Origin of the sequence: Streptomyces sp. NPDC020747, from assembly GCF_044334695.1 — a bacterium.
Taxonomy (GTDB): Bacteria; Actinomycetota; Actinomycetes; order Streptomycetales; family Streptomycetaceae; genus Streptomyces.
In genome coordinates, this window is the sequence record NZ_JBIRTJ010000008.1 from 420,264 (window position 1) to 439,802 (window position 19,539).

Annotated in this window: 15 protein-coding genes; 7 read left to right on the top strand and 8 right to left on the bottom strand. The window is 69.9% G+C overall.

The genetic code is table 11. The annotated features are described in order from the left end of the window. Positions 1 to 69: 69 nt before the first annotated feature. Together ACH4YP_RS23195 and ACH4YP_RS23200 are read right to left on the bottom strand one after the other, a co-directional pair. Complete coding sequence (locus tag ACH4YP_RS23195) at positions 70 to 2,526, bottom strand: glycoside hydrolase family 2 TIM barrel-domain containing protein (protein WP_398492187.1); 2,457 nt, start codon at positions 2,524 to 2,526, stop codon at positions 70 to 72. A 358-nt stretch (positions 2,527 to 2,884) separates the two neighbouring features. Continuing rightward, a complete protein-coding gene (locus ACH4YP_RS23200) occupies positions 2,885 to 3,850 on the bottom strand; it encodes a hypothetical protein (RefSeq protein ID WP_398492189.1) in 966 nt (321 codons plus the stop codon). Positions 3,851 to 4,108: 258 nt separating this feature from the next. Here ACH4YP_RS23200 and ACH4YP_RS23205 point away from each other — a divergent pair, with 258 nt between their 5' ends. Continuing rightward, positions 4,109 to 7,876 (top strand): hypothetical protein, encoded by a 3,768-nt coding sequence (locus tag ACH4YP_RS23205; RefSeq protein ID WP_398492191.1) that lies wholly within the window; start codon positions 4,109 to 4,111, stop codon positions 7,874 to 7,876. An 18-nt stretch (positions 7,877 to 7,894) separates the two neighbouring features. Here the strand turns inward: ACH4YP_RS23205 and ACH4YP_RS23210 are convergent, their stop codons facing one another. The 5 genes from ACH4YP_RS23210 to ACH4YP_RS23230 form a co-directional block, all read right to left on the bottom strand. After that, entirely contained in the window at positions 7,895 to 8,074 is a 180-nt protein-coding gene (locus ACH4YP_RS23210; RefSeq protein WP_361068543.1) for a hypothetical protein, read from the bottom strand. Positions 8,075 to 8,091: 17 nt separating this feature from the next. Continuing rightward, the gene (locus ACH4YP_RS23215; RefSeq protein WP_398492227.1) at positions 8,092 to 8,223 is read right to left on the bottom strand and encodes an MBL fold metallo-hydrolase; all 132 of its coding nucleotides are present in this window, start codon (positions 8,221 to 8,223) and stop codon (positions 8,092 to 8,094) included. Positions 8,224 to 8,292: 69 nt separating this feature from the next. Beyond that, entirely contained in the window at positions 8,293 to 8,604 is a 312-nt protein-coding gene (locus ACH4YP_RS23220) for an NAD(P)-binding domain-containing protein (RefSeq protein WP_361068546.1), read from the bottom strand. 144 nt (positions 8,605 to 8,748) lie between these two features. After that, complete coding sequence (locus tag ACH4YP_RS23225) at positions 8,749 to 9,123, bottom strand: PaaI family thioesterase (protein ID WP_398492229.1); 375 nt, start codon at positions 9,121 to 9,123, stop codon at positions 8,749 to 8,751. A gap of 360 nt (positions 9,124 to 9,483) precedes the next feature. Next, entirely contained in the window at positions 9,484 to 10,020 is a 537-nt protein-coding gene (locus ACH4YP_RS23230; RefSeq protein WP_398492193.1) for an SgcJ/EcaC family oxidoreductase, read from the bottom strand. Positions 10,021 to 10,399: 379 nt separating this feature from the next. On the opposite strand from ACH4YP_RS23230, the gene ACH4YP_RS23235 reads away from it, so the two are divergent. The 5 genes from ACH4YP_RS23235 (at position 10,400) to ACH4YP_RS23255 (ending at position 18,009) form a co-directional block, all read left to right on the top strand. After that, entirely contained in the window at positions 10,400 to 12,829 is a 2,430-nt protein-coding gene (locus tag ACH4YP_RS23235) for a SpoIIE family protein phosphatase (RefSeq protein WP_398492195.1), read from the top strand. A gap of 364 nt (positions 12,830 to 13,193) precedes the next feature. Then, complete coding sequence (locus ACH4YP_RS23240; protein WP_398492197.1) at positions 13,194 to 14,171, top strand: LacI family DNA-binding transcriptional regulator; 978 nt, start codon at positions 13,194 to 13,196, stop codon at positions 14,169 to 14,171. Positions 14,172 to 14,942: 771 nt separating this feature from the next. Then, on the top strand, positions 14,943 to 16,031 hold the full coding sequence (locus ACH4YP_RS23245) for a sugar ABC transporter substrate-binding protein (RefSeq protein WP_398492199.1): 1,089 nt from the start codon (positions 14,943 to 14,945) through the stop codon (positions 16,029 to 16,031). Positions 16,032 to 16,150: 119 nt separating this feature from the next. After that, on the top strand, positions 16,151 to 17,215 hold the full coding sequence (locus ACH4YP_RS23250; RefSeq protein WP_361073373.1) for an ABC transporter permease: 1,065 nt from the start codon (positions 16,151 to 16,153) through the stop codon (positions 17,213 to 17,215). A 2-nt stretch (positions 17,216 to 17,217) separates the two neighbouring features. Then, positions 17,218 to 18,009 carry an ATP-binding cassette domain-containing protein gene (locus ACH4YP_RS23255; protein WP_361073376.1) on the top strand — a complete coding sequence of 264 codons (792 nt, stop codon included), beginning with the start codon at positions 17,218 to 17,220 and terminating at the stop codon, positions 18,007 to 18,009. 294 nt (positions 18,010 to 18,303) lie between these two features. Here ACH4YP_RS23255 and ACH4YP_RS23260 read toward each other — a convergent pair whose 3' ends face one another. After that, positions 18,304 to 18,456, bottom strand: a complete 153-nt coding sequence (locus ACH4YP_RS23260) for a hypothetical protein (protein ID WP_398492202.1) — start codon at positions 18,454 to 18,456, stop codon at positions 18,304 to 18,306. A 28-nt stretch (positions 18,457 to 18,484) separates the two neighbouring features. Between ACH4YP_RS23260 and ACH4YP_RS23265 the strand changes: the two genes are divergently transcribed. Continuing rightward, positions 18,485 to 19,539, top strand: a 1,055-nt coding sequence (locus tag ACH4YP_RS23265) for a Gfo/Idh/MocA family protein (protein ID WP_398492204.1), incomplete at its 3' end; no start/stop codon positions are given.

Sequence of the window (19,539 nt, forward strand, 5' to 3'; positions counted from 1 at the left end):
GGCGTACGAGACCAGGAACCGGGCGGCTCGATCCCGGCAGAGAGCCACCCCCGGACCTGGACGGCACGGCTACTCGGCGGTGATGACGACGTCCACCGCGTCGCATCCCGGCGCGGTCGCGGTGAGGTGGATCTTGCCGGCCGAGGTGGGGCGCAGGACGGCGAGCGCGCGACCCTCGTAGGTGTGCCGCTCGGTCGTGCCGAACCGCTCCTCGGTCGAGGGAACGGCGCTGCCGAAGCCGAGCAGCACTCCGGCCCCGGAGACCTCGACGTTCACCGGGCGGTCGACGCCGGGATGACAGATCCCGCGCTCGTCGGTGAGGGTCAGAGCGACGTAGACGAGATCACCGCCCGTCGTCCGGACAGCCTGGCGGTCCGCTTCGGCGGTCAGTCGTACGGGGCCGGTGGCGGAGCGCAGGGTGTGGCGGCCGGTCTCGGCTCCGTCGCGGTAGGCGATGGCGAGGAGTTCGCCGGGCTCGTACGCCGTGTCGAACTCGGTGCGGAAACGGTGGTCCTCGCCGACCGGCTGCCGCCCCAACGAGCGTCCGTTGAGGAGGAGTTCGACCTCGTCGGCGTCGCCGTAGACCTCGATCGTGACCGGTTCGCCCTCGAAGCCGGGCCAGGTCCAGGTGGCGACGGTGTCGCTCCACGCCCAGGGCGAGCCCGCGAAGGTCTTGCCGTGATGCTCGGGCCTGCGGACTGCGATGTACGGCTCGGTCCGCAGGCCGAAGACGATCTCGCGGTAGTAGGAGGCGGGGCGGCGGTGGCCGGTGATGTCGAGGTCGCCGCAGCCCGCGAGCAGGTGGGGATAGGGAGCGGTGTGGTCGGGGTGGGGCGTGTCGGGGGTGACGTACTGGGGGCGGCCGATGCCTACCTCGCCGAGGTAGTCCCAGCCGGTCCAGGTGAAGTCGCCGATGACATGGCCGTGTTGCTTGATCAGCCGCCAGTTTCCGTCGATGCGGGTGGGGAAGGTCTCGGTGCCGAGGATGATCCGGTTGGGGAACAGGTCGCGGTCCAGGGCGTAGCGGGCCTCCGCGTAGTTCATGCCTGCCACGTCGAGCAGCGCGAAGGACTCGGCCGTGCGCTCGGTGACCAGATCGGAGGCGCTGATCGCGTTCATCGTGTCCCCGACGTTGGACAGGACGGTGTTGATGCCGACCTCGTCGTTCGAGGCCTTCTCCGCCTCTTGCTGTCCCAGCAGGGCGCCCAGTTCGGACATGGCGGCGAGCAGGCCGTTGACCGCGTTGGTGACGTAGCGCGTGGGGTCCAGGGCGCGGACCTTCTCGGCGAGTTTGCGCCCCCACGCGGCACCGAAGGGCGAGCCGGTCTCGGGGATCTCGTTGCCGATCGAGTACAGGACCACACTGGGGTGGTTGAAGTCCTTGGCGACCATCGCCTCGATGTCGCGCTCCCACCACTCCGGGAAGCTCAGGCTGTAGTCGAACTCGCTCTTGGCGGACGTCCACACGTCGAACGCCTCGTCCACGACGAGCATGCCGAGCCGGTCGCAGGCGTCGAGCATCGCCTTGCTCATGGGGTGGTGGGACATGCGGATCGCGTTGAACCCGGCGTCCTTCAGGAGTTGCACCCGGCGTTCCTCGGCGCGGGCGAAGGTCGCGGCGCCCAGCACCCCGTTGTCGTGGTGGACACAGGAACCGCGCAGGTTGACCGTCTCGCCGTTGATCCGCAGTCCGTGCTCGGGGTCCAGGCGCAGCGAACGAATCCCGAAGGCGGCGACAGCGCTGTCCACTTCGCCGGCCTCGTCCTTCAAGGTCACCTCGCAGCCGTACAGGGTCGGCGACTCCGGGCCCCACAGCGACGGGTCAGGCACATAGAGACGCTGCCGAGCGATCGAGGGCTCGCCGGGCAACACCGTCAACTTCGCGACATCCGTGGCGACGACGGCCCCGGAGGCATCCCGGATCTCCGTGACGACATCGACCGTACGGACCGCGATCGAATCGTTCTCCACCACCGTGGCCACCTCGACCACGGCCCGCTCCCGGTCGATGTCGGGGGTGGTGACGCGGACGCCGTCGGGCGAGATCCGGACCACCTCGCCGACGAGCATCCATGTGTCGCGGTAGATGCCCGCGCCGGTGTACCAGCGCGAGTCGCGATGGGCGCGGGCCTCGACGCGGATCTCGTTGTCCTGACCGAAACGCAGGAACCGATCCGCGTCGATGTAGAAGTGCGAGTAACCGAAGGGGCGTTGACCCGCGAAGTCCCCGTTGATGAACACCGTGGCGTCCCGGTACACGCCCTCGAACTCGATGAAGATCCGCTTGCCCCGGTACTCCTCGGGAACGGCGAAGACCTTCTTGTACTCGTACGTTCCGCCCGGGAAGTACGCCTCGGCGCCACCCTGCATGGTGATCTGACCGTCCGGTGCGGTCCGTTGCTGCCCGATCAGCGCGTCATGGGGCAGCGTCACCGGTTCGAAGGAGACCTGCACGCCGGACATCTCGGCGAAGGGGTTGACCTTGGGCCGCGTCTGCCAGCCCTCGTTGAAAGACGTGCCGATCATGTGGACTCCGTGAGTTGTCGGGCCGTTCTCCGGTCTCCTGTCGATTGGTCGGAGGGCCGGTTCGAGCCATCAAAATCTATCATCCAAAAAATTTAGATGCCAGGACGGTGACCGCGTGAACGTGCGCCTTGTGAGGCGGGCCCGGACGGAGGGTCGTTCTCCCTCGTCGCATGCCGCAGGGAGGTGGTTGCGGAGACAGGGGAAGCGCGCGTCACGCCCGACGGCGTGGTCTCTTCGACAGCAGGCGGTACCACCGGGGTGAGCCGGTGATACCGCCTGAACCGTCCGGACGCGCTGCGTCCGTCCCGTTCATCGACCGGGGCTCCCGGCCCCGGAGTCGCGTGCCGGGACTACCGGCTCAGCCGTGGTCGCCGCCCCTGCACCGTTCGATCGCGTTGCAGCCTCGGTTGAAGCCGGGGTTCGCCTGGATCTCGGGAATGTTCAGGGGCGTCTCCGTGGTGAGGTCGGCGGCCCGGTCGGCGTACGGGTCGTACCGGAAGTGCGGGTCGTAGTTGGGGTTCGCCACCCAGCGCTCGTGGTGGAACGTGATGCTCTGCGGCATCAGCGTCGTGCCGGCCGCCCGGCCCTCCATCTCGTAGACGTGGACACCGGTGATCGCCTGCGGCGGAATCCGGTGGAAGAAGGCCCACTCGTCCTGGCTCGCGTAGTGGCTGTGCAGCTCCGGGTTGCCGCGGAGCTCGTCGGGGACGTGCAGGATGACACCCGCGAACTGCGGGTTGATCGTGTAGACGAACGTCCTGGCCTCGACGACCTGGTGCTCGCAGTGCGACGTGACGAGCCAGCCGATGAACGGGAGGCTCTGGCCGGCCGCCCACACGCCGCCCTGGCAGCGCGGCTCGGCCGCGGCCTGGGCGAGGTTCACCATGCCCTGGCTGCGCGCGAACTGCTCCGCCACGCTCTGGGTGCCCGTCGTGGAGATGTAGCCGCTCTGCAGGGCACGGTCGCCGCGGACATGGGCGATGAGGTCGTAGTTCGTGCCCCGGGCCTGGAAGCCGGTCGCGAAGATGTCGTTGACGTGCCGGGAGTCGCCGCGGTACATCACACCCGGCAGCGTCGCCTGGGGCAGCGCGCCCGGCGGCTCGTCCTGCGCGCTGGCGGAACCGGACGTCGTCACGAGCGCCGCGGTGGCGACCATGGCCACCAGCAGCAGCTGAAGGACGAAGAGGGCCGGCTTCGGCAGCCGGCGGTGCGTCCAGGGCCCGGCCGTACGGCGCCAGGACGACCGGCGTGTGCGTCCGGGCTCGGGGGCCGACGGCTGAGGCGCTCCCTGTTCGGGGACCGCCACGACGGATGAGTGGGACATAGGTGGTTCTCCAGTGCTCGGTCTGCCGGGGTCCGGCCTGACATGACCGACATTGGCAACCCGAAAGTTGATGCTCACCCCCCTTCCACCAGGGAATTCAATCCACTGAGCCCCCCGGGACGATGTGCGGGGCCGCCGCGTGAATGTCATCAAGGCCACATCCGGCGGGAACCACGTGACGTCCGATCTGCGGAGAACGTATGTTCATCGCTGTTGAACACGGTTTTCGTCCGTGGTGTCGAAGTTGCGGGGAAGTGGATGGGTTCCGTGGGGCGTCCGGAGAGGCCGGTGGACCGGGAGGCGGGTCCGGTGCAGCGGCTCGCCCATGAGCTGCGGGAACTGCGCGGGGCCGCCGGCGGCCCGTCGTACCGGACCATGGCCGAGGCGGCGGAGTTCTCCGCGGCAACGTTGTCGAAGGCGGCGGCGGGGGAGCGCCTGCCGTCGCTCGCCGTCCTCCAGGCGTATGTACGGGCGTGTGGCGGCGACCCGGGGGAGTGGGAGGCGCGGTGGAAGGAAGCCGAGGCGGAGGCAGCCGGGGCGGCGCGGACCGACGAGGACGCACAGCCGCCGTACCGGGGCCTCGCACGGTTCGAGCCGGGCGACCGTGAGCTGTTCTTCGGCCGGGACAGACTGATCGCGGAACTGAGCGAGCTGGTGTGCGGGAACCGGTTCGCGGTGGTGTTCGGGGCGTCCGGCAGCGGGAAGTCGTCGTTGCTGCGAGCCGGACTGATACCGCGACTGCGCGAGGAGGCCGCGAGCCTGGGGAGCCCGGCGGTGCTGCGGGTGTTCACTCCGGGAGCCCGGCCCGCCGAGACGTACGGGCATCTGCTGGCCCCGGCGGAGGGAGAGCCGGAGAGCTGGGTGGTGGTGGACCAGTTCGAGGAGGTCTTCACGCTCTGCCGGGACAGGGCGGAGCGCACCCGGTTCATCGACCTGCTGCTCACCGCCCGCGACCCCGGCAGCCGGCTCAACGTGCTCATCGCCGTACGCGCCGACTTCTACGCGCGCTGCGCGGAGCACCGTGAGCTGGCCCAGGCGTTGTGCGGCGCCGGGATGCTGGTCGGGCCGATGAGCGCGGACGAACTGCGGGACGTGGTGGTCAAGCCCGCACAGGCGGCCGGGCTCATCGTGGAGCGGGAGCTGACCGCGCGGATCGTCGAGGAGGTTCTCGACGAGCCCGGCGGGCTGCCGATGCTGTCGCACGCCCTGCTGGAGACCTGGCGACGGCGGCGCAGCCGGATGCTGAGCCTGGCCGCCTACGAGGCGGCGGGCGGGGTGCGCGGCGCGATCGCGGCGACCGCGGAGGAGGCCCACCGGCAGCTGTCCGAGGCGCAGGCGCTCGCCGCCCGGCAGGTGCTGCTGCGGATGATCGAGCCGGGGCAGGGCACCCCGGACACCCGGCGTCCGCTGACCCGGGCCGAACTCGACGAGTGGCCCGACCCGTCGGTTCCGGTGGTGCTGGAGGGGCTGACCCGCGCCCGGCTGCTGACCGTCGACGACGACGGTGTCCATCTCGCCCACGAGGCGCTGATCACCTGTTGGCCGAGGCTGCGCGGCTGGATCGAGGAGGACCGCGAACGTCTGCGGCACCATCGCCGGCTCACCGAGGCCGCCCGCGTCTGGCTGGAGCACGACCGCGATCCCGGCGCGCTGTACCGGGGCGCCAGACTGCTCCGCGCCGAGGAACTGTTCCCCGAACACGACGGCGATCTCGCGCTGACCGCTTCCGAACGGGGCTTCCTGGCCGCCGCGTTCGAGACCCGTGAGGCGGAACGCCGGGCCGCCGCCAGGACCGCACGCCGGGCCCGGACGCTCGTATCCACCCTCGGGGCTGTGCTCGCGGTGGCGCTGGTCGCCGGCCTGGTCGCCTGGCAGCAGCACGACGACAACCAGCGCCGGAGCACCGACGACGCGGCCCGCCGGGTCGCCGAGGTCGCCGACGCCCTGCGCACCACCGACCCGCGCACCGCCCAACTGCTCGGTGTGGCGGCCTGGCGCGTCTCCGAACTGCCCGAGACTCGGCGGGCCCTGCTCGGCGCCCTCGCCCAGCCCGAGACGGACAGCTTCACCGACCGCGCGCCCGGAAACAGCCCCGTCCGGTTCCTCACCGACTCCGGCCGCACCCTGCTCAGTGTCGACGGCCGGACCTGGCGGACCTGGGACGTGGCCGCGCACCGCCGCATCGCCTCGGGCCGGCTGCCGGCCGGACGGGTCGCCGCGGCCTCGCCGGACGGCCGGCTGATCGCCATCTACGGCAAGGACACCCGGAGCGACGGGGACGAGGGCCTCATCAGGCTCTGGGACACGGTCTCCGGACGGTGGACCGACGCCGCGCCCAAGGCGGCGGTGGCCGCCGTGGACTTCGGCGCCGACGCGCGCACCTATCTGGAGAGCGACACGGACGACGACCGGGTGCGGCTGCGTTCTGTGAAGGACGGCCGTCTGCTCTTCGAGACGGCGGCCCCCAGCCCGGCGGACGTGGCCCCGAGCCCGGACGGCCGGCTGGCCGCCGTCTGCCCCACCGGCCACGCACCGCAGGTCTGGGACATCGCACGCCACCGCACCCTGTCCGGTGCCTGGGAGAAGGCCGGCGCACTCTGCCACGACGACGACCGTTCGACGGTGGTGTTCAGCGGTGGCAGCCGGTTCGCCGCGGTCAGCGACAGCGGGGTCCATGTCTGGGACACCGCGTCAGGACGCCAGGTCGCCGAATTCGACGCCACCGGCGTGGCATCAGCCGCCTTCAGCAAGGACGGCGCCTTCCTGGCCACCGCGGACGGCGGCGAGATCAAGGTGTGGCGGCTGGCGGACACCGGCGCACCGGTCTTCCGGCACGCACTGAACAACCAGGTCCTCTACCGGGGCCTCACCTGGGACCCCGACCGCCCCCTCCTGCGCTACCTCGAAGGCGGCACCGTCCACACCCTCGACCTCGGGCCGGCCGTCACCTCCGCCTGGACCGGCCGGCCCCTGGACAAGGTCCTGCTCAGCCCCGACGGCCGCACCCTCGCCACCGCCGAACGCACCGGCGGTATGTATCGCGTCCAACTCCGCGAGACCGGCGACGGGCGCGTGACCCGGACGCTGCCCGCCCCGCCCCTGCCCGATTCCGGTGATCCCGCCGATGCGGTCGAACCGTCCGACACACTGCCCCTGATGGCGTTCAGCCCCGACGGCACCACCCTCGCCTACGGCATCTCCGCCCCCGGCCGAGATACCACCACGCAGCCCGTCAGGATCTGGGACCTGGACCGCGGCCGCGAGCACACCGCGCTGGACCTGGCGACGCCGTCGTCCCCCGGGGCGGTGATCACCCTGGCCCTGGGCCCCGACGGCCACACCCTGTACGCCGTCCGCGCACCCGTCCTCGGCCGGCTGAGCGACGAGACGTGGGACACCGGGCGCCACCGCCGGACCGGAGTGTTCTCGGCAACTGATGGCAACCACCTGGCAGTTCGCCCCGACGGACGGCTGCTCGTCGGGGACAACCGCACCGTCCGCCTGCCCTCCGGCATGCTCGACGCGCCCGACCTGGTCCAGGGCGAGGGGATCGGAGCCCTCGCCTTCGCCCTCGACGGCTCCCGCCTGGCCGCCGGTGACGAGACAGGCCGGGTCACCCTGTGGGACGCGGCCGTCCGACACCGCGCCGGAGTCCTGCGCAACGTCTTCCCCGCCCCGCTCGGCGACTACCCCGAAGCGGTCAGCGCCCTCGCGCTCAGCCCCGACGGCCGCACCCTCGCCGTCGGCGGCGACGCCGGCACCCTCCAACTCTGGGACACCGCCACCCGGCAACCCCTCGGCGGCCCCCTGACCACACCCGGCGGGTCGATCGACTCCCTCGCCTTCAGCGCCGACAGCAGCACCCTCCACGCGGCCGGCGTCCACGTCCCCTTCCAGAGCTACGCCGTCGACCCCACCCGGGCCGTCTCCCGGATCTGCGCCCGCACCCGCGGCGCCGACCTGACCCGGGCCCAGTGGCACACGTACATACCCGACGCGGCGTACCGCAGGGTGTGCGGAGGCTGAGGACCGCACCGTACGGTGTCACCTCGGGCGGCGCACGGGGCCCGGCCAGGCGCGGGGGAACGGTACCGACAGGGCTTCTTCCTTGACCGGTGTGTGATCGGCGGCCACGTACAGCCGCCCGTCGCGCAGGACGACGGCGCCGCTGCGGAGCATCGCGTCGACGAGTTCTCCGGCGAGTGCCCCGGGCGTACGGCCCACGAGCCGCGCGGAGTCCGTCAGCCAGGCCCGCGCGTGCAGATGGCCCGGGCGTCCGGGGTACTCGCCGCCACACAGGCGCCCATGGCCTGGAACCGCGCGTTTCCTCCGACGTGGTCGGAGTGCCAGTGCGTGTTGACGGCCGGCGCGATGTCCCCGGCGCGCGCGTGTACCCACGCGGAGGAGCAGGTTGGCGTCGGGGAACGGTCTGCGCTGCCAGGTCACCCACGCCGGGAGCCGATCCGCGGTACCGCCGTCCAACAGCAACCACCCTGTGGGACGGACGAGTTGGCAGACAGGCCGCCTCGGGCGAGGTTGAGTGTCATGGGCTGCCCCATGACTCCGAGCCCGACGAAACCCACGTACGCCACGACGCACCGCCATGTCCGTTCCTGGCCGGGACCGGGGTCGTCGCGGACACCGGTTGTGCCAGCGGTCATAGGCAGGGGTGTGGGCCGGTGGCTTCGTGGGCGGCCACGGAAGCACCGACGACGCTGCCAACTTCCGCTGCTCCGACAACAAGTGACGCCCATTCATGTACGCGGACGAGAGCCTCGGGCACGACACACCGTCCCAGGCGCCGGCCGGCCCTGGGCGTGCTCCGGTGCCCGTGCCGGAGCCCGTGCTCAAGCCGGCGCCGGGGGCCGGTGTTCAAGCCGGTGTCGGGTCAGGGGATGTCACCGCTCGGACCGCCTCACGCAGATCAGCGTCTGCTGGCCGGTCGCGACGAGCGTCTTCCGGCCGTCCTGGACGCCGAAGACTTCCAGGTTGCACACGGTCAGTGTGCGTCCCGACTTGAGGACTGTTCCCACGGCCTCGATGTGATCACCCGCGGCGGGCGCCAGGAGGTTGATCTTGTACTCGACTGTGAGCACCGAGGTGTCCTCGGGAAACAACGTGAAAGCCGCGTAACCGCCCGCGCTGTCGGCGATGGCGCTGGTTGCCCCCGCGTGGAAGTAGCCGTGTTGCTGGGTCATCTCGGGCCGACCGGGCAGCACGATGTGCACGCGGCCCGGTGCGATGTGGTCTATGCGCGCACCGAGGTGGCCCATCAGGCCCTGGCGTTCGAAGCTGGCCCGAATGCGTGCCTGTACCTCGGGGCTTGCCTGTTCCTGCTTCGCTTCCTCTTCCACTGCTCTCCTTGGGCTTGAGTCGGGCCTGGTCCGAGGGGCCGGCTCTCGGGAAGGAGTTGCGACCGGCGGACATCGCCAGTGTCCCCGATCTTGATTCTCCGCGATGTGCGCTGAGCCAGGGGAGAGACTCGGACGGGATCCGGTCTCTCCGGGGGAGGGCCGAGGTGGTCTGTCTGCTGGGGTTGTGCGGGATCGGGCATGGGCGTACTCGTCCCCGTTCGTTCCCCGCGACCGTGGTTCCCCGGCCCTCCGGGTTCCCTCAGCGGAGCCGACTCGACGTCAGCCCGCGGCGGGGAGTACCGAGGAGTGGTGGTTGACGATCAACCACTTGCCGCCGCGCTTCTCGTACTCGTACGTGTAGCGGGCCTCGACCGTGCTCTTCCTGCCGGTCTTCGGGTCGGTGACGTGGAACTCGTACACGCCGGTGTCGATCGCCGAGTCGCTGTCCAGGACGTTGACGATGGTTCTGATCTTCTCGCCCGCCGGTTTGTTCTTCAGAAAGTGATTGAAGTAGTCGACTATCTGAGCGTGCGTGGTGCGGATCTGCGGCGAGGCGGTGGGCAGGAGCACCGCGTCGGAGGCGTACCGGGCGGCCACCTTTCGGGAGTCGCCGGACTGCAGAGCCCGGTTCCAGCCGTCGAAGAGGGCCGCGATCTGCTTCTTGCTGGGCTTGCTGGACCTGTCCGTGTGCCCGTGCCCTGCGTGCGGCTTGTGGTGCTCCGGTGCTGCCACGCTGATTCCGGTGGTGAGGGTGCCTGCGGCGAGTACGGCCCCGCCCGCGGCGAGGGCGGCACGATTGAGCGTCTGGCGCTTCATCACAACTCCTGTTTCAGTGATCGTCCCCTGTCGAAATGGGAACGGTTTTCACTTTCGCCGAAGGTGAGTAAAGCCAGGCACGACACATGGTCAGTACATGCAAAAGGAAGTGCCAAAACGCGTACCGGTGGCCGCTGGATACGCTCCGTAGTTTTCTCCCGAGCGTCGGCTGCGCGGGAGTGGGAGGCCCGGCGCCGCTCGGATCGGGAGAGTTTGCGCCTGGAACGTAGCATTAATGGATGAAGTCCAAAGAAAGGAACATACTGAGAGTTTCCGCTCTTGCTGGAGAGTTGATCACGATCCGCGGAACCTTGGTGGAGGTGAGACGGTGGAGGGACGGCGAACCACCGATGACGTCGAACCGCCGGACCCTGTCGACATGCCCGACGACTCGCTCACGGCGCATGCCGTTGTCGACGAGGACGGCATGGTCACCGAGTGGAGTGAGGGTGCTCGCCGGCTGCTCGGGTATTCGTCTGCGGAGGTCGTCGGCAGACCGGCCGCCGATCTGATCGACGAGGAGATCTCCGCCGAGGCGCTGGGTAGGCTGCCGGCCCTGCCGAGATGGAGCGGAACGGCCCGGCTGCGGCACCAGGACGGGCACAGGGTGGAAGCCCGCATGCTCGCCCACCACCGGCAGGGCGAGGGCGGCGACTCCGACTGGCTGGTGTTGTCCCCTCTCACAGGTGCCGATGTCGCCGTCCAGGACACCGAGAAGCTGGCCGCGTGGAGCTTCTACCAGGCGTCCTGCTGCTCGATGGAGGCGTACGACACGAACCTGCGGCTGAGGCAGGCCAACCACTACTCCGAGCGGGCCCTGGACCTGACCGAAGCGGAGATGCGGGGGCTTCGGCACGCCGAGCTGGTGGCCCACCCCGAGTTCGACAGGGTCGAGCAGTGCATGGCGCGAGTGCTGGAGACCGGTGAAGCCCAAGACGTCGAGGTTCGGGTACAGGTCGCCGGGGAGATCCGAAAGCAGGCCTGGGCCCTCTCGCTGTACCCGATTCGGGACGAGGACGGCGTCACGCGCGGCGTGGGACTGTCGGCCCACGACATGACCGAACAGTACTGGGCACACAAGCGGCTCCAGCTGCTCAACGACGCCGGCGTCCGCATCGGGAGTACGTTGAGCGTCGCCCGCACGGCCCAGGAACTGGCCGATGTGGCGGTCCCGGAGTTCGCCGACTTCGCCACCGTCGACCTTCTTCCGGACGTCGAGCACGCCGAGGCGGTGTCACCGGGAGGCGCGATGTCCGGGCCGACCGCGGAAGGCTCGTTTCTGCTTCGCCGTGTCGCCCAGCAGTCCGTGCTTCCGGGCGCCGCCGAGGCGGTGCTCCGCCCAGGCGACGTTGACGGCTACGCGGCCAACTCCCCGACGGCGGAGTGCCTGACCACCGGCCGGGCCGTACTCCATGCCGAATTCGGTCCCGACTCCGCCGACTGGGCCGGGGGGCATCCTGGCCGGGAGGAGTCGGTTCGTGCCTTCAACATCCACTCCGTCATGGCCGTGCCGTTGACGGCCCGCGGACAGACGCTGGGAGTGGCCGTCTTCCTCCGTCATCAACGGCCTGAGTCCTTCAGCGAGGGTGATCTGCTGCTGGCCGAGGAGATCACCGCCCGGGCAGCGGTCTGCATCGACAACGCGCGCCGGTACACCCGCGAGCGGGAGACCGCGCTGGCGCTGCAGACGGCCCTGCTCCCGCAAGGGCTGCCCGCTCAGCCCGCGGTGGAGGCGGCCTTCCGCTACCTGCCGACGGACATCCTGGCCGGAGTGGGCGGCGACTGGTTCGACCTGATCCCGCTGTCCGGCGCCCGGGTCGCCCTCGTCGTCGGTGACGTGGTCGGGCACGGCGTCCAGGCATCGGCGATCATGGGACGGCTGCGGACCGCCGTCCGAACCCTCGCCGACATCGACCTTCCGCCCGACGAACTGCTCACCCATCTCGACGACCTGGTCATCCGGCTCTCGGCGGACACGGAGACGGACAGCGCCTCGCCCAGCGACTGGGCCGCCGAGATGGCAGCCGGCCTCGGTGCCACCTGCCTGTACGCCGTCTACGACCCGGTCTCCCGCGTCTGCACGCTGGCCAGTGCGGGCCACCCGGCCCCCGTTCTGGTCAGTACCGCGGGCACCGTGGACCTCCTGGACGTGGCCCCCGGTCCACCGCTGGGTCTGGGCGGACTGCCCTTCGAAACCACCGAGGTCACCCTGCCCGCCGGCAGCCTGCTCGCCCTCTACACCGATGGGCTCGTCGAGTCCCGCGAGCAGGACATGACGAAGGGGACCGAGCGTCTGCGCAGGGCCCTCGTCGATCCCACGACATCCCTGGACGATCTTTGTGAGACCGTGCTCGCCGCGGTGGCACCCGAGGACGCCGCCGACGACATCGCCCTGCTCATCGCCCGCACCCAGGCCCTCGACCCCCAGCACGTCGCCACCTGGGAGTTGCCGGCCGACCCCGCCGTGGTGGCCAGGGCGCGCAAGCTCGTCACCGCGCAACTCGACGCGTGGGACGTGCAGGAGGCGTCCTTCGTCACCGAACTGGTCGTGAGCGAACTGGTCACCAACGCGATCCGGCATGCCGAACCACCCATCGAGTTGCGCCTGTTGAAGGGCCGCCACCTCATCTGCGAGGTCTCGGACGCCAGCAGCACCGCGCCCCACCTGCGCCGTGCCCGCACCTATGACGAGGGTGGCCGCGGCCTGCTGCTCGTGGCGCAGCTCAGTCGCGGCTGGGGCACGCGCCACTCCGGCACCGGCAAGACCATCTGGGCGGAACTGGCCCTGGACTCGCCCGAATTCCCGTAATCGCGGGGTGGGTGCGGTGCCCTGTGGCGCGGGGCAGGGCGGCGGCGTTCGCCGCTGGGCGCAGGCATACGAACCAGGCCGGCCGCGGCTCGATCGGCAGGTCGGGATACGGCCTCCCGGCCACCTGTGCATTCCCAACTCCGCACGCCCGCGTTGCCGAACAGCATGCCGATCCACTTTTCCGTAGCCGAGAGAATCAGTGCTCTCGGGCATTGATTAAAGCGCTTTAAGTTCCGACGCTGGTACTGTCGGCGCCCACCTAGGCATATGTCAAGACTGTTGCGGCAAAACGACGGGAGTTCTTGTGGACGAGGCGAACTCCTCTGCTCAGGTTGGTGGCAGCCGTGCGTTTCCGCGTCCCCGGTTGGAGGACGTAGCCGCACGCGTGGGCATGTCGACGGCATCCGTGTCGTTGGTGCTGCGCAACGTGCCCGGCCCGAGTGAGCGCACCCGGCACCGTGTCCTCAAGGCGGTCGCCGAGCTCGGTTACCGCTCCGACCGGACCGCCAGTCTGCTCGCCAGCCGGCGCAGTCGGCTGCTGGGAGTCATGGTCGACATCCGCAGCCCTTTCCAGGCCGAGCTGGTCGAGCACCTGCACGTGGCTGCGGAAGAGGTCGGCTACGACCTTGTCCTGAGCACCCAGACCCGGACCCGTGACGAGGCCGCCGCTGTCGAGACACTGCTCGCCTTCCGCTGCGAGGCGCTGATCCTGCTCGGTCCGGTGGCCCCGGCTCCTGTCCTCGCCGAGTTCGACCGCAGGGTGCCCGTGGTCGCCGTCGGCCGTCGGATCGCCGGCGCCGACCTCGACGTCGTGCGCACCTCGGACGGCGACGGAGTCGGTCAGACAGTCGATCACCTGGTGGGCCTCGGGCACAGCCTCATAGCCCACGTCGACGGTGGCCGGGGCGGTATCGCCACCGACCGGCGCCGCGGTTACCGCGCCGCGATGGGCCGCCATGGGCTCGACGCCGGCATCAGGATCCTCCGCGGGGACGGCACCGAAAAGGGCGGCGAGGAGGCGGCTCGGCACTTCCTGGACAGTGGCGACCTCCCGACGGCTGTCGTGGCGTACAACGACCAGAGCGCCATCGGTCTCCTCGCGGCCTTCGGCCGTGCCGGAGTCGACGTCCCCGGCACCATGTCCATCGCCGGCTACGACGACGACGCCCTGTCCCGGCTGGCCTGTTTCGATCTGACCACCGTCAGCCAGAACGCCGAGGAGCAGGCCCGGCAGGCTGTGGCAGCCGCCGTGGAGCGCCTCGATCATGGACGCGCGGCGCCGCGCGAGATCGTGCTCGCCCCCTGTCTGATCGAGCGGGGGAGTACGGCGGAGGTGCGCTGACCGCGTCGGGCCCTTCGATGCGTGGTGCCACTGGTGCCTGTCCGCAAGAGCCGACGGCAGCCTCTCCGGGGGCTGCTGTTTGCGGCATCGCACCCGCGGGCAGACGAAGGGGCGGATTCCGGTTGCATGCAGGGTCTTGACACGTCCCTGAAACGCAAGCATGCTCTGCGCACCGCTTAAAGCGTTTTAAGAAATACGGAGCTAACGGGTGGTGGTTGCCATACGACCCGGACGGCGTGTGTCTGTCGGCACTCGTCCTGGCCTCTGAGATGTGTTCCAAATCCTTGATCGGGCCGCCGTTGTCATAAGCGGTGACGCGGTGCCCGTATGGCAAGCACTTCTGACGTAACGCCGTCAGTTTGCAAGGCAGTTCGACCGGACGTGCGGTGAGAGATCATCGAAGCCGACACGCCGGCCCCGGGAAGTACACGACGCGACGGACAAGTTCGCGTCGAGGCGACCTGACAAACGGTCGCCGACACCGCTGATTTCGATGCGCCGAGTGTGGCCGCACCGGCCACGCGGCCGCCGTACAACCCTTTCCCCTCCCTCGCCTGCACCTGGTTCCCCGTGTGCCCGGCGCGGGTCCAACACCGCTCCGCACCGGTCCGGCCCGTCGGCCGACCAACCCTGACTTCCTCGTGAGCCGCGGCCCGCCCGTGGCTCACAGGTGGACAAACCCTCGTACAACACCCGGGCGTGCCTCTGCATACCCCCTGGTCAGGTCCAGGGGAGCGCTCACCCGGATCCACATGAAGGAGTACCCCGCACATGGAACGCACTCAGATCGGACGGCCGCACGGCCGACGCCTCTCCAGAAGGGCCCTGACAGCGGTCAGCGTGCTCGCCGTGGCAGCGATTGCCCTGACCGGGTGCACCAGCGGCAAGGCCACCGGCGACGACGCCGGGCAGGCGACGGCGTCCGCCGGGGGATCGGGTGCCGGCAACAAGAGCAACGGCAAGAACTCCATCTACGTCATCGGCGGCAAGCCCGACGACCCGTTCTGGTCCGCGGTCAAGCGTGGCGGCGAGGACGCGGCCAAGCTCGTCAAGACGGGCGGCGGTTCGGTGACGTTCCTCGGCCCGAAGACCTACGACAACCTCGGTCCGGACGCCGCCAAGCTGACGCTCACCGCGCTGTCGCAGAAGCCGTCGGCGATCGTCGTACCGGACTGGGTCCCCGAGAACCAGGACGACGCGATCAAGGAGGCCGTGAAGCAGGGCGTGCCGGTCTTCATCTACAACGCGGGCGGTGTCGACGCGGCGAAGAAGACCGGAGGCCTGAAGTACATCGGGTCGGACGACTACGAGGCGGGCAAGGCCGGCGGCATCAAGTTCGGCGAAGAGGGCGCCAAGAACATCCTGTGCGTCAACACCGTGCCAGGCGCGGCGAATTCGGAGGCACGCTGCGACGGCATCGCCGACGGCGCCAAGACCAAGGGAGCCAAGTCCAAGCAGCTCCCCCTGCCCTCGTCCAACTTCGGTAACCCGTCCGCGGTGACGCAGGCGATCAAGGGTGCACTGCTGAATGACGACAGCATCGACGCCCTCGTGACGATCGGTGTTCAGGACGCGGACAGCGCCGCCGCCGCGATCGACCAGGCGAGCGCCTCCGACAAGGTCAAGCTGGGCACCTTCGACCTCTCGGACAGCCAGCTCAACCGGATCAAGGCCGGCAAGCAGCTGTTCGCCATCGACCAGCAGCCGTACCTGCAGGGCTTCTACGCGGTGTCGATAGCCAACCAGTACCTGTCGTACGGGGTGCTCCCGCCGCAGAACCCGCTGCTGACCGGCCCGCTCCTGGTCACCGCCGACAACGTCGCCAAGGCGATCGCGGGTACGAAGGCCGGCGTCCGCTAACCCGCCGAGCCCAGATCCGCGATCCGCGCGGAGGTGCCGGGCCCGCCCCGGGCCCGGCACCTCTCCCCGGCGCATGCCGCGCCGACACATCCAAGATCCACAAAGGTGGTACCAGACCGATGACAACCTCCCTCCCCAAGACGACGGCCGGTGCGGAGACCGCCGTCATCCCACCGAAGCAGTCCGCGAACCGACTGAGCCAACTGAGTCATCGCCCCGAGACCGGTGCGCTCATCGGAACGCTGAGCGTCTTCGTCTTCTTCGCGATCTTCGGCGGCGAGAAGTTCCTCGGCCAGGCGGGCACGGCGAGCTGGCTGAACATCGCCGCCGAACTCGGCATCATCGCCATCCCCGTCGGGCTGCTGATGATCGCCGGCGAACTCGACGTGTCGGTGGGCTCGGTGCTGGCGGGAAGCTCGATGACACTGGCCATCGTCTCCGGCCACTGGGGCGCGCCGATGATCGTCGGCATCGTGTGCGCGCTCGCACTCGGTCTGCTGACCGGTCTGCTCAACGGGATCATCGTCACCAGGACCAACGTCCCCTCCCTGGTCGTCACCCTGGCCACCTTGTTCGCCCTGTCCGGTCTCACACTCGGTCTCTCCCGGGTCACGACCGGCACCACCAGCGTCGCCGTCTCCCCGGACCCCACCTCGAAGGCGATCTTCGGCCAGCTGATCGGCGGCCAGTTCGAGGTCGCGATCTTCTGGTGGATAGCCGTCGCGATCGCGGTCACGGTGCTGCTGCAGGCCATGCCGTACGGCAACTGGGTCTTCGCCATCGGCGGTGACACGGAGAGCGCCCGCGCCAACGGCATCCCAGTCGCCCGGGTGAAGATCTCCCTGTACATGGCCAGCGGGTTCTGCGCCGCCCTCGTCGGCGTGATCCAGACCATCCTCTACAACGGGGCGCAGGTCGCCAACGGCCAGTCCTTCGTCTTCAACTCGATCATCGCCGTGGTCATCGGCGGTGTGCTGCTCCAGGGCGGCTACGGCTCGGTCGTCGGCGTCGTGCTGGGCACCCTGACGTTCGCCATCGTCAACCAGGGCATCTACTTCACCGGCTGGAACTCCGACTGGGCCGCCCTGATCCTCGGCGTCCTCATCCTCGCGGCGGTGCTGATGAACAACACCTTCCGTCGGCTCGCCCTGTCCCACAAGCCCCGCACCGCGAAGAAGGCCTGACCATGACCACACCCCTTCTGCGCCTGGAAGGCGTCAGCAAGTCCTTCCTCGGCACCCACGCACTGCAGGACATCTCCCTGGAGGTGGAAGCCGGAAAGGTGTTGTGCCTGCTCGGCGACAACGGCGCCGGCAAGTCGACCCTCATCAAGATCCTCTCCGGGTTCCACAAGCCGACCGTCGGCACCATCGAGGTCAACGGCACCCCGGCCGCCTTCGAGAGCCCGCGCGACGCCAGCGCCCAGGGCATAGCCACCGTGCACCAGTTCGGCGGCACGTTCCCGCTGATGGGCGTCGGCCGCTGCTTCTTCGTCGGCGCCGAACCCACCAAGGGCTGGGGCCCGTTCAAGCTGTTCGACAAGAAGCTGGCGGGCGAGATCGCCGTCCGTGAGATGCAGTCCCTGGGCATCACGCGGGTCACCGACGGTGCCCGCCTGGTGGGCAGCCTGTCCGGCGGTGAGCGCCAGGCCCTGGCCATCGCGCGCGCCGTCTACTTCGGCGCCAACGTCCTCATCCTCGACGAGCCCACCGCGGCCCTCGGTGTGAAGGAAGCGGCCCACGTCCTGCGGATCATCATGCAGGCCCGTGCCAAGGGCGTCGCGGTCATCCTCGTCACCCACAATGTCCGGCACGCCATGATGGTCGGCGACCACTTCGCCGTCCTCATCCGCGGCCAGAAGGCCGACGACTTCCGCAAGGGCGAACGGACCCGGGAAGAGATCACCGACCTCATGGCCGGTGGCGAGGCCATGGCCGACCTGGAGGCCGAACTGGCCGAGCTTCAGAGCGGCGCCTGATTCGGCAGGCTCCCTGAACCGATCGTCTCGCGCCTCCACGCGTGGGTGTGTGCCGGACAGGACGGACGCACACAGGCTGGAGTGACGACGGCGGCTGCACCGCCACCATGCCGGCCGAGTTCTCGGCTCGGCGGCAGGGCCGATGTGTTCGCTTCGGTCACCGACTCCGGGTACCTCCCCGCGATTCGGAGGCCGTCATCAGCAGCGTGGCCGGAGCCCGGTTCGCGCTACCGACACCCGTACCGAGCGGAGCTCACTCTCCGCTCGGTACGGGCCCAAAACGGACGTGACCGCTCACACCCGGTGGCGATTGCCCGCGCGGCTGTCGCGGGCGATCGCGTACACAGGCTGCCGGTAGTCCGGGTAGTCGCAGACACAAGCCGCGGGTAATCGCAGACACAGGCTGCGGCCGATCGAGACCCCCACCACGATTTCGCCATCTGTCATCTCCGAGAGTTCTTCGAAAGGCCTCGCCATGAGCACGTCCGCCAAACCCATCTCCGTCGCGGTGATCGGAGCCGGCATGGCCGGCCGCAGCCATGCCGCCGGCTACCGCAACGTCAACACGGTCTTCGGCGCCGGACTGCCCCCGGTCCGCCTGGCCGCGATCGCCGACGCCAACGTGGCACTCGGCGAGGACGCCGCCCGGCGTTACGGCTTCGAGAAGGCCCTCCCGAGCTGGGAGGCCGTCGCCGAGGACCCCACCATCGACGCGGTCAGCATCGTCGTGGGCAACGCCCTGCACCGCCCGATCGCCGAGGCCCTGGTCGCCGCGGGCAAGCACGTACTGTGCGAGAAGCCCCTGGCCGGATCACTCGAAGACGCCCGCGCGATGGCCGAACTGGAGGCCGGCGCCGACGTGGTGACCGCCGTCGGCTACACCTTCCGCCGCTCCCCCGCCATCGCCGGCATCCGTGAGCACGTGCAGCGCGGCGAGCTGGGTGACCTCACCCTGTTCAGCGGCCGCTACTGGTGCGACTACGCCACCGACCCGCGCGGCCCGCTGAGCTGGCGCTTCAAGGGCGACGCCGGCTCCGGCGCGCTCGGTGACGTCGGCTCGCACGTCCTCGACGTCGCCGAATACGTCGCCGGCCCCATCGTCTCCGTCTCCGGCGCCGTCCTGTCCACGCAGATCACCAAGCGGCCGCTGCCGCTGGGCGCGGTCGTCGGGCACAACGCCGCGCCCGTCTCCGACGAGGTGGGCGAGGTGGAGAACGAGGACACCGCGTCCTTCACCGCCACCTTCGCCTCCGGCCTGGTGGGCACCTTCTCCGTCACCCGCACCGGCTTCGGCCTGCCCAACGGACTCGCCTTCGACGTCCTGGGCGTCGGCGGACGCGCCGCGTTCGACCAGCACCGCCCCGCCGAGTACCTCTTCGACGACGCCCAGCCCGACACCCGCACCCGCGGCGCCCGCCAGATCATCGTCGGCCCGAACCTGCCCTACTTCGCCGGCGGCGTCCCGATGGAAGCCCCCGGCGTGGGAGCCAACAACGCCGACAACTTCACCTACCAGACCCGCGCCTTCCT

Excerpts from the sequence above, each read along its gene's own strand:
- ACH4YP_RS23195 (WP_398492187.1), bottom strand. The coding sequence starts at position 2,526 with ATGATCGGCACGTCTTTCAACGAGGGCTGGCAGACGCGGCCCAAGGTC.
- ACH4YP_RS23200 (WP_398492189.1), bottom strand. The coding sequence starts at position 3,850 with ATGTCCCACTCATCCGTCGTGGCGGTCCCCGAACAGGGAGCGCCTCAG.
- ACH4YP_RS23205 (WP_398492191.1), top strand. The coding sequence starts at position 4,109 with ATGGGTTCCGTGGGGCGTCCGGAGAGGCCGGTGGACCGGGAGGCGGGT.
- ACH4YP_RS23220 (WP_361068546.1), bottom strand. The coding sequence starts at position 8,604 with ATGGGCGTCACTTGTTGTCGGAGCAGCGGAAGTTGGCAGCGTCGTCGG.
- ACH4YP_RS23225 (WP_398492229.1), bottom strand. The coding sequence starts at position 9,123 with ATGGGCCACCTCGGTGCGCGCATAGACCACATCGCACCGGGCCGCGTG.
- ACH4YP_RS23230 (WP_398492193.1), bottom strand. The coding sequence starts at position 10,020 with ATGAAGCGCCAGACGCTCAATCGTGCCGCCCTCGCCGCGGGCGGGGCC.
- ACH4YP_RS23235 (WP_398492195.1), top strand. The coding sequence starts at position 10,400 with ATGCCCGACGACTCGCTCACGGCGCATGCCGTTGTCGACGAGGACGGC.
- ACH4YP_RS23245 (WP_398492199.1), top strand. The coding sequence starts at position 14,943 with ATGGAACGCACTCAGATCGGACGGCCGCACGGCCGACGCCTCTCCAGA.
- ACH4YP_RS23250 (WP_361073373.1), top strand. The coding sequence starts at position 16,151 with ATGACAACCTCCCTCCCCAAGACGACGGCCGGTGCGGAGACCGCCGTC.
- ACH4YP_RS23255 (WP_361073376.1), top strand. The coding sequence starts at position 17,218 with ATGACCACACCCCTTCTGCGCCTGGAAGGCGTCAGCAAGTCCTTCCTC.
- ACH4YP_RS23260 (WP_398492202.1), bottom strand. The coding sequence starts at position 18,456 with ATGACAGATGGCGAAATCGTGGTGGGGGTCTCGATCGGCCGCAGCCTG.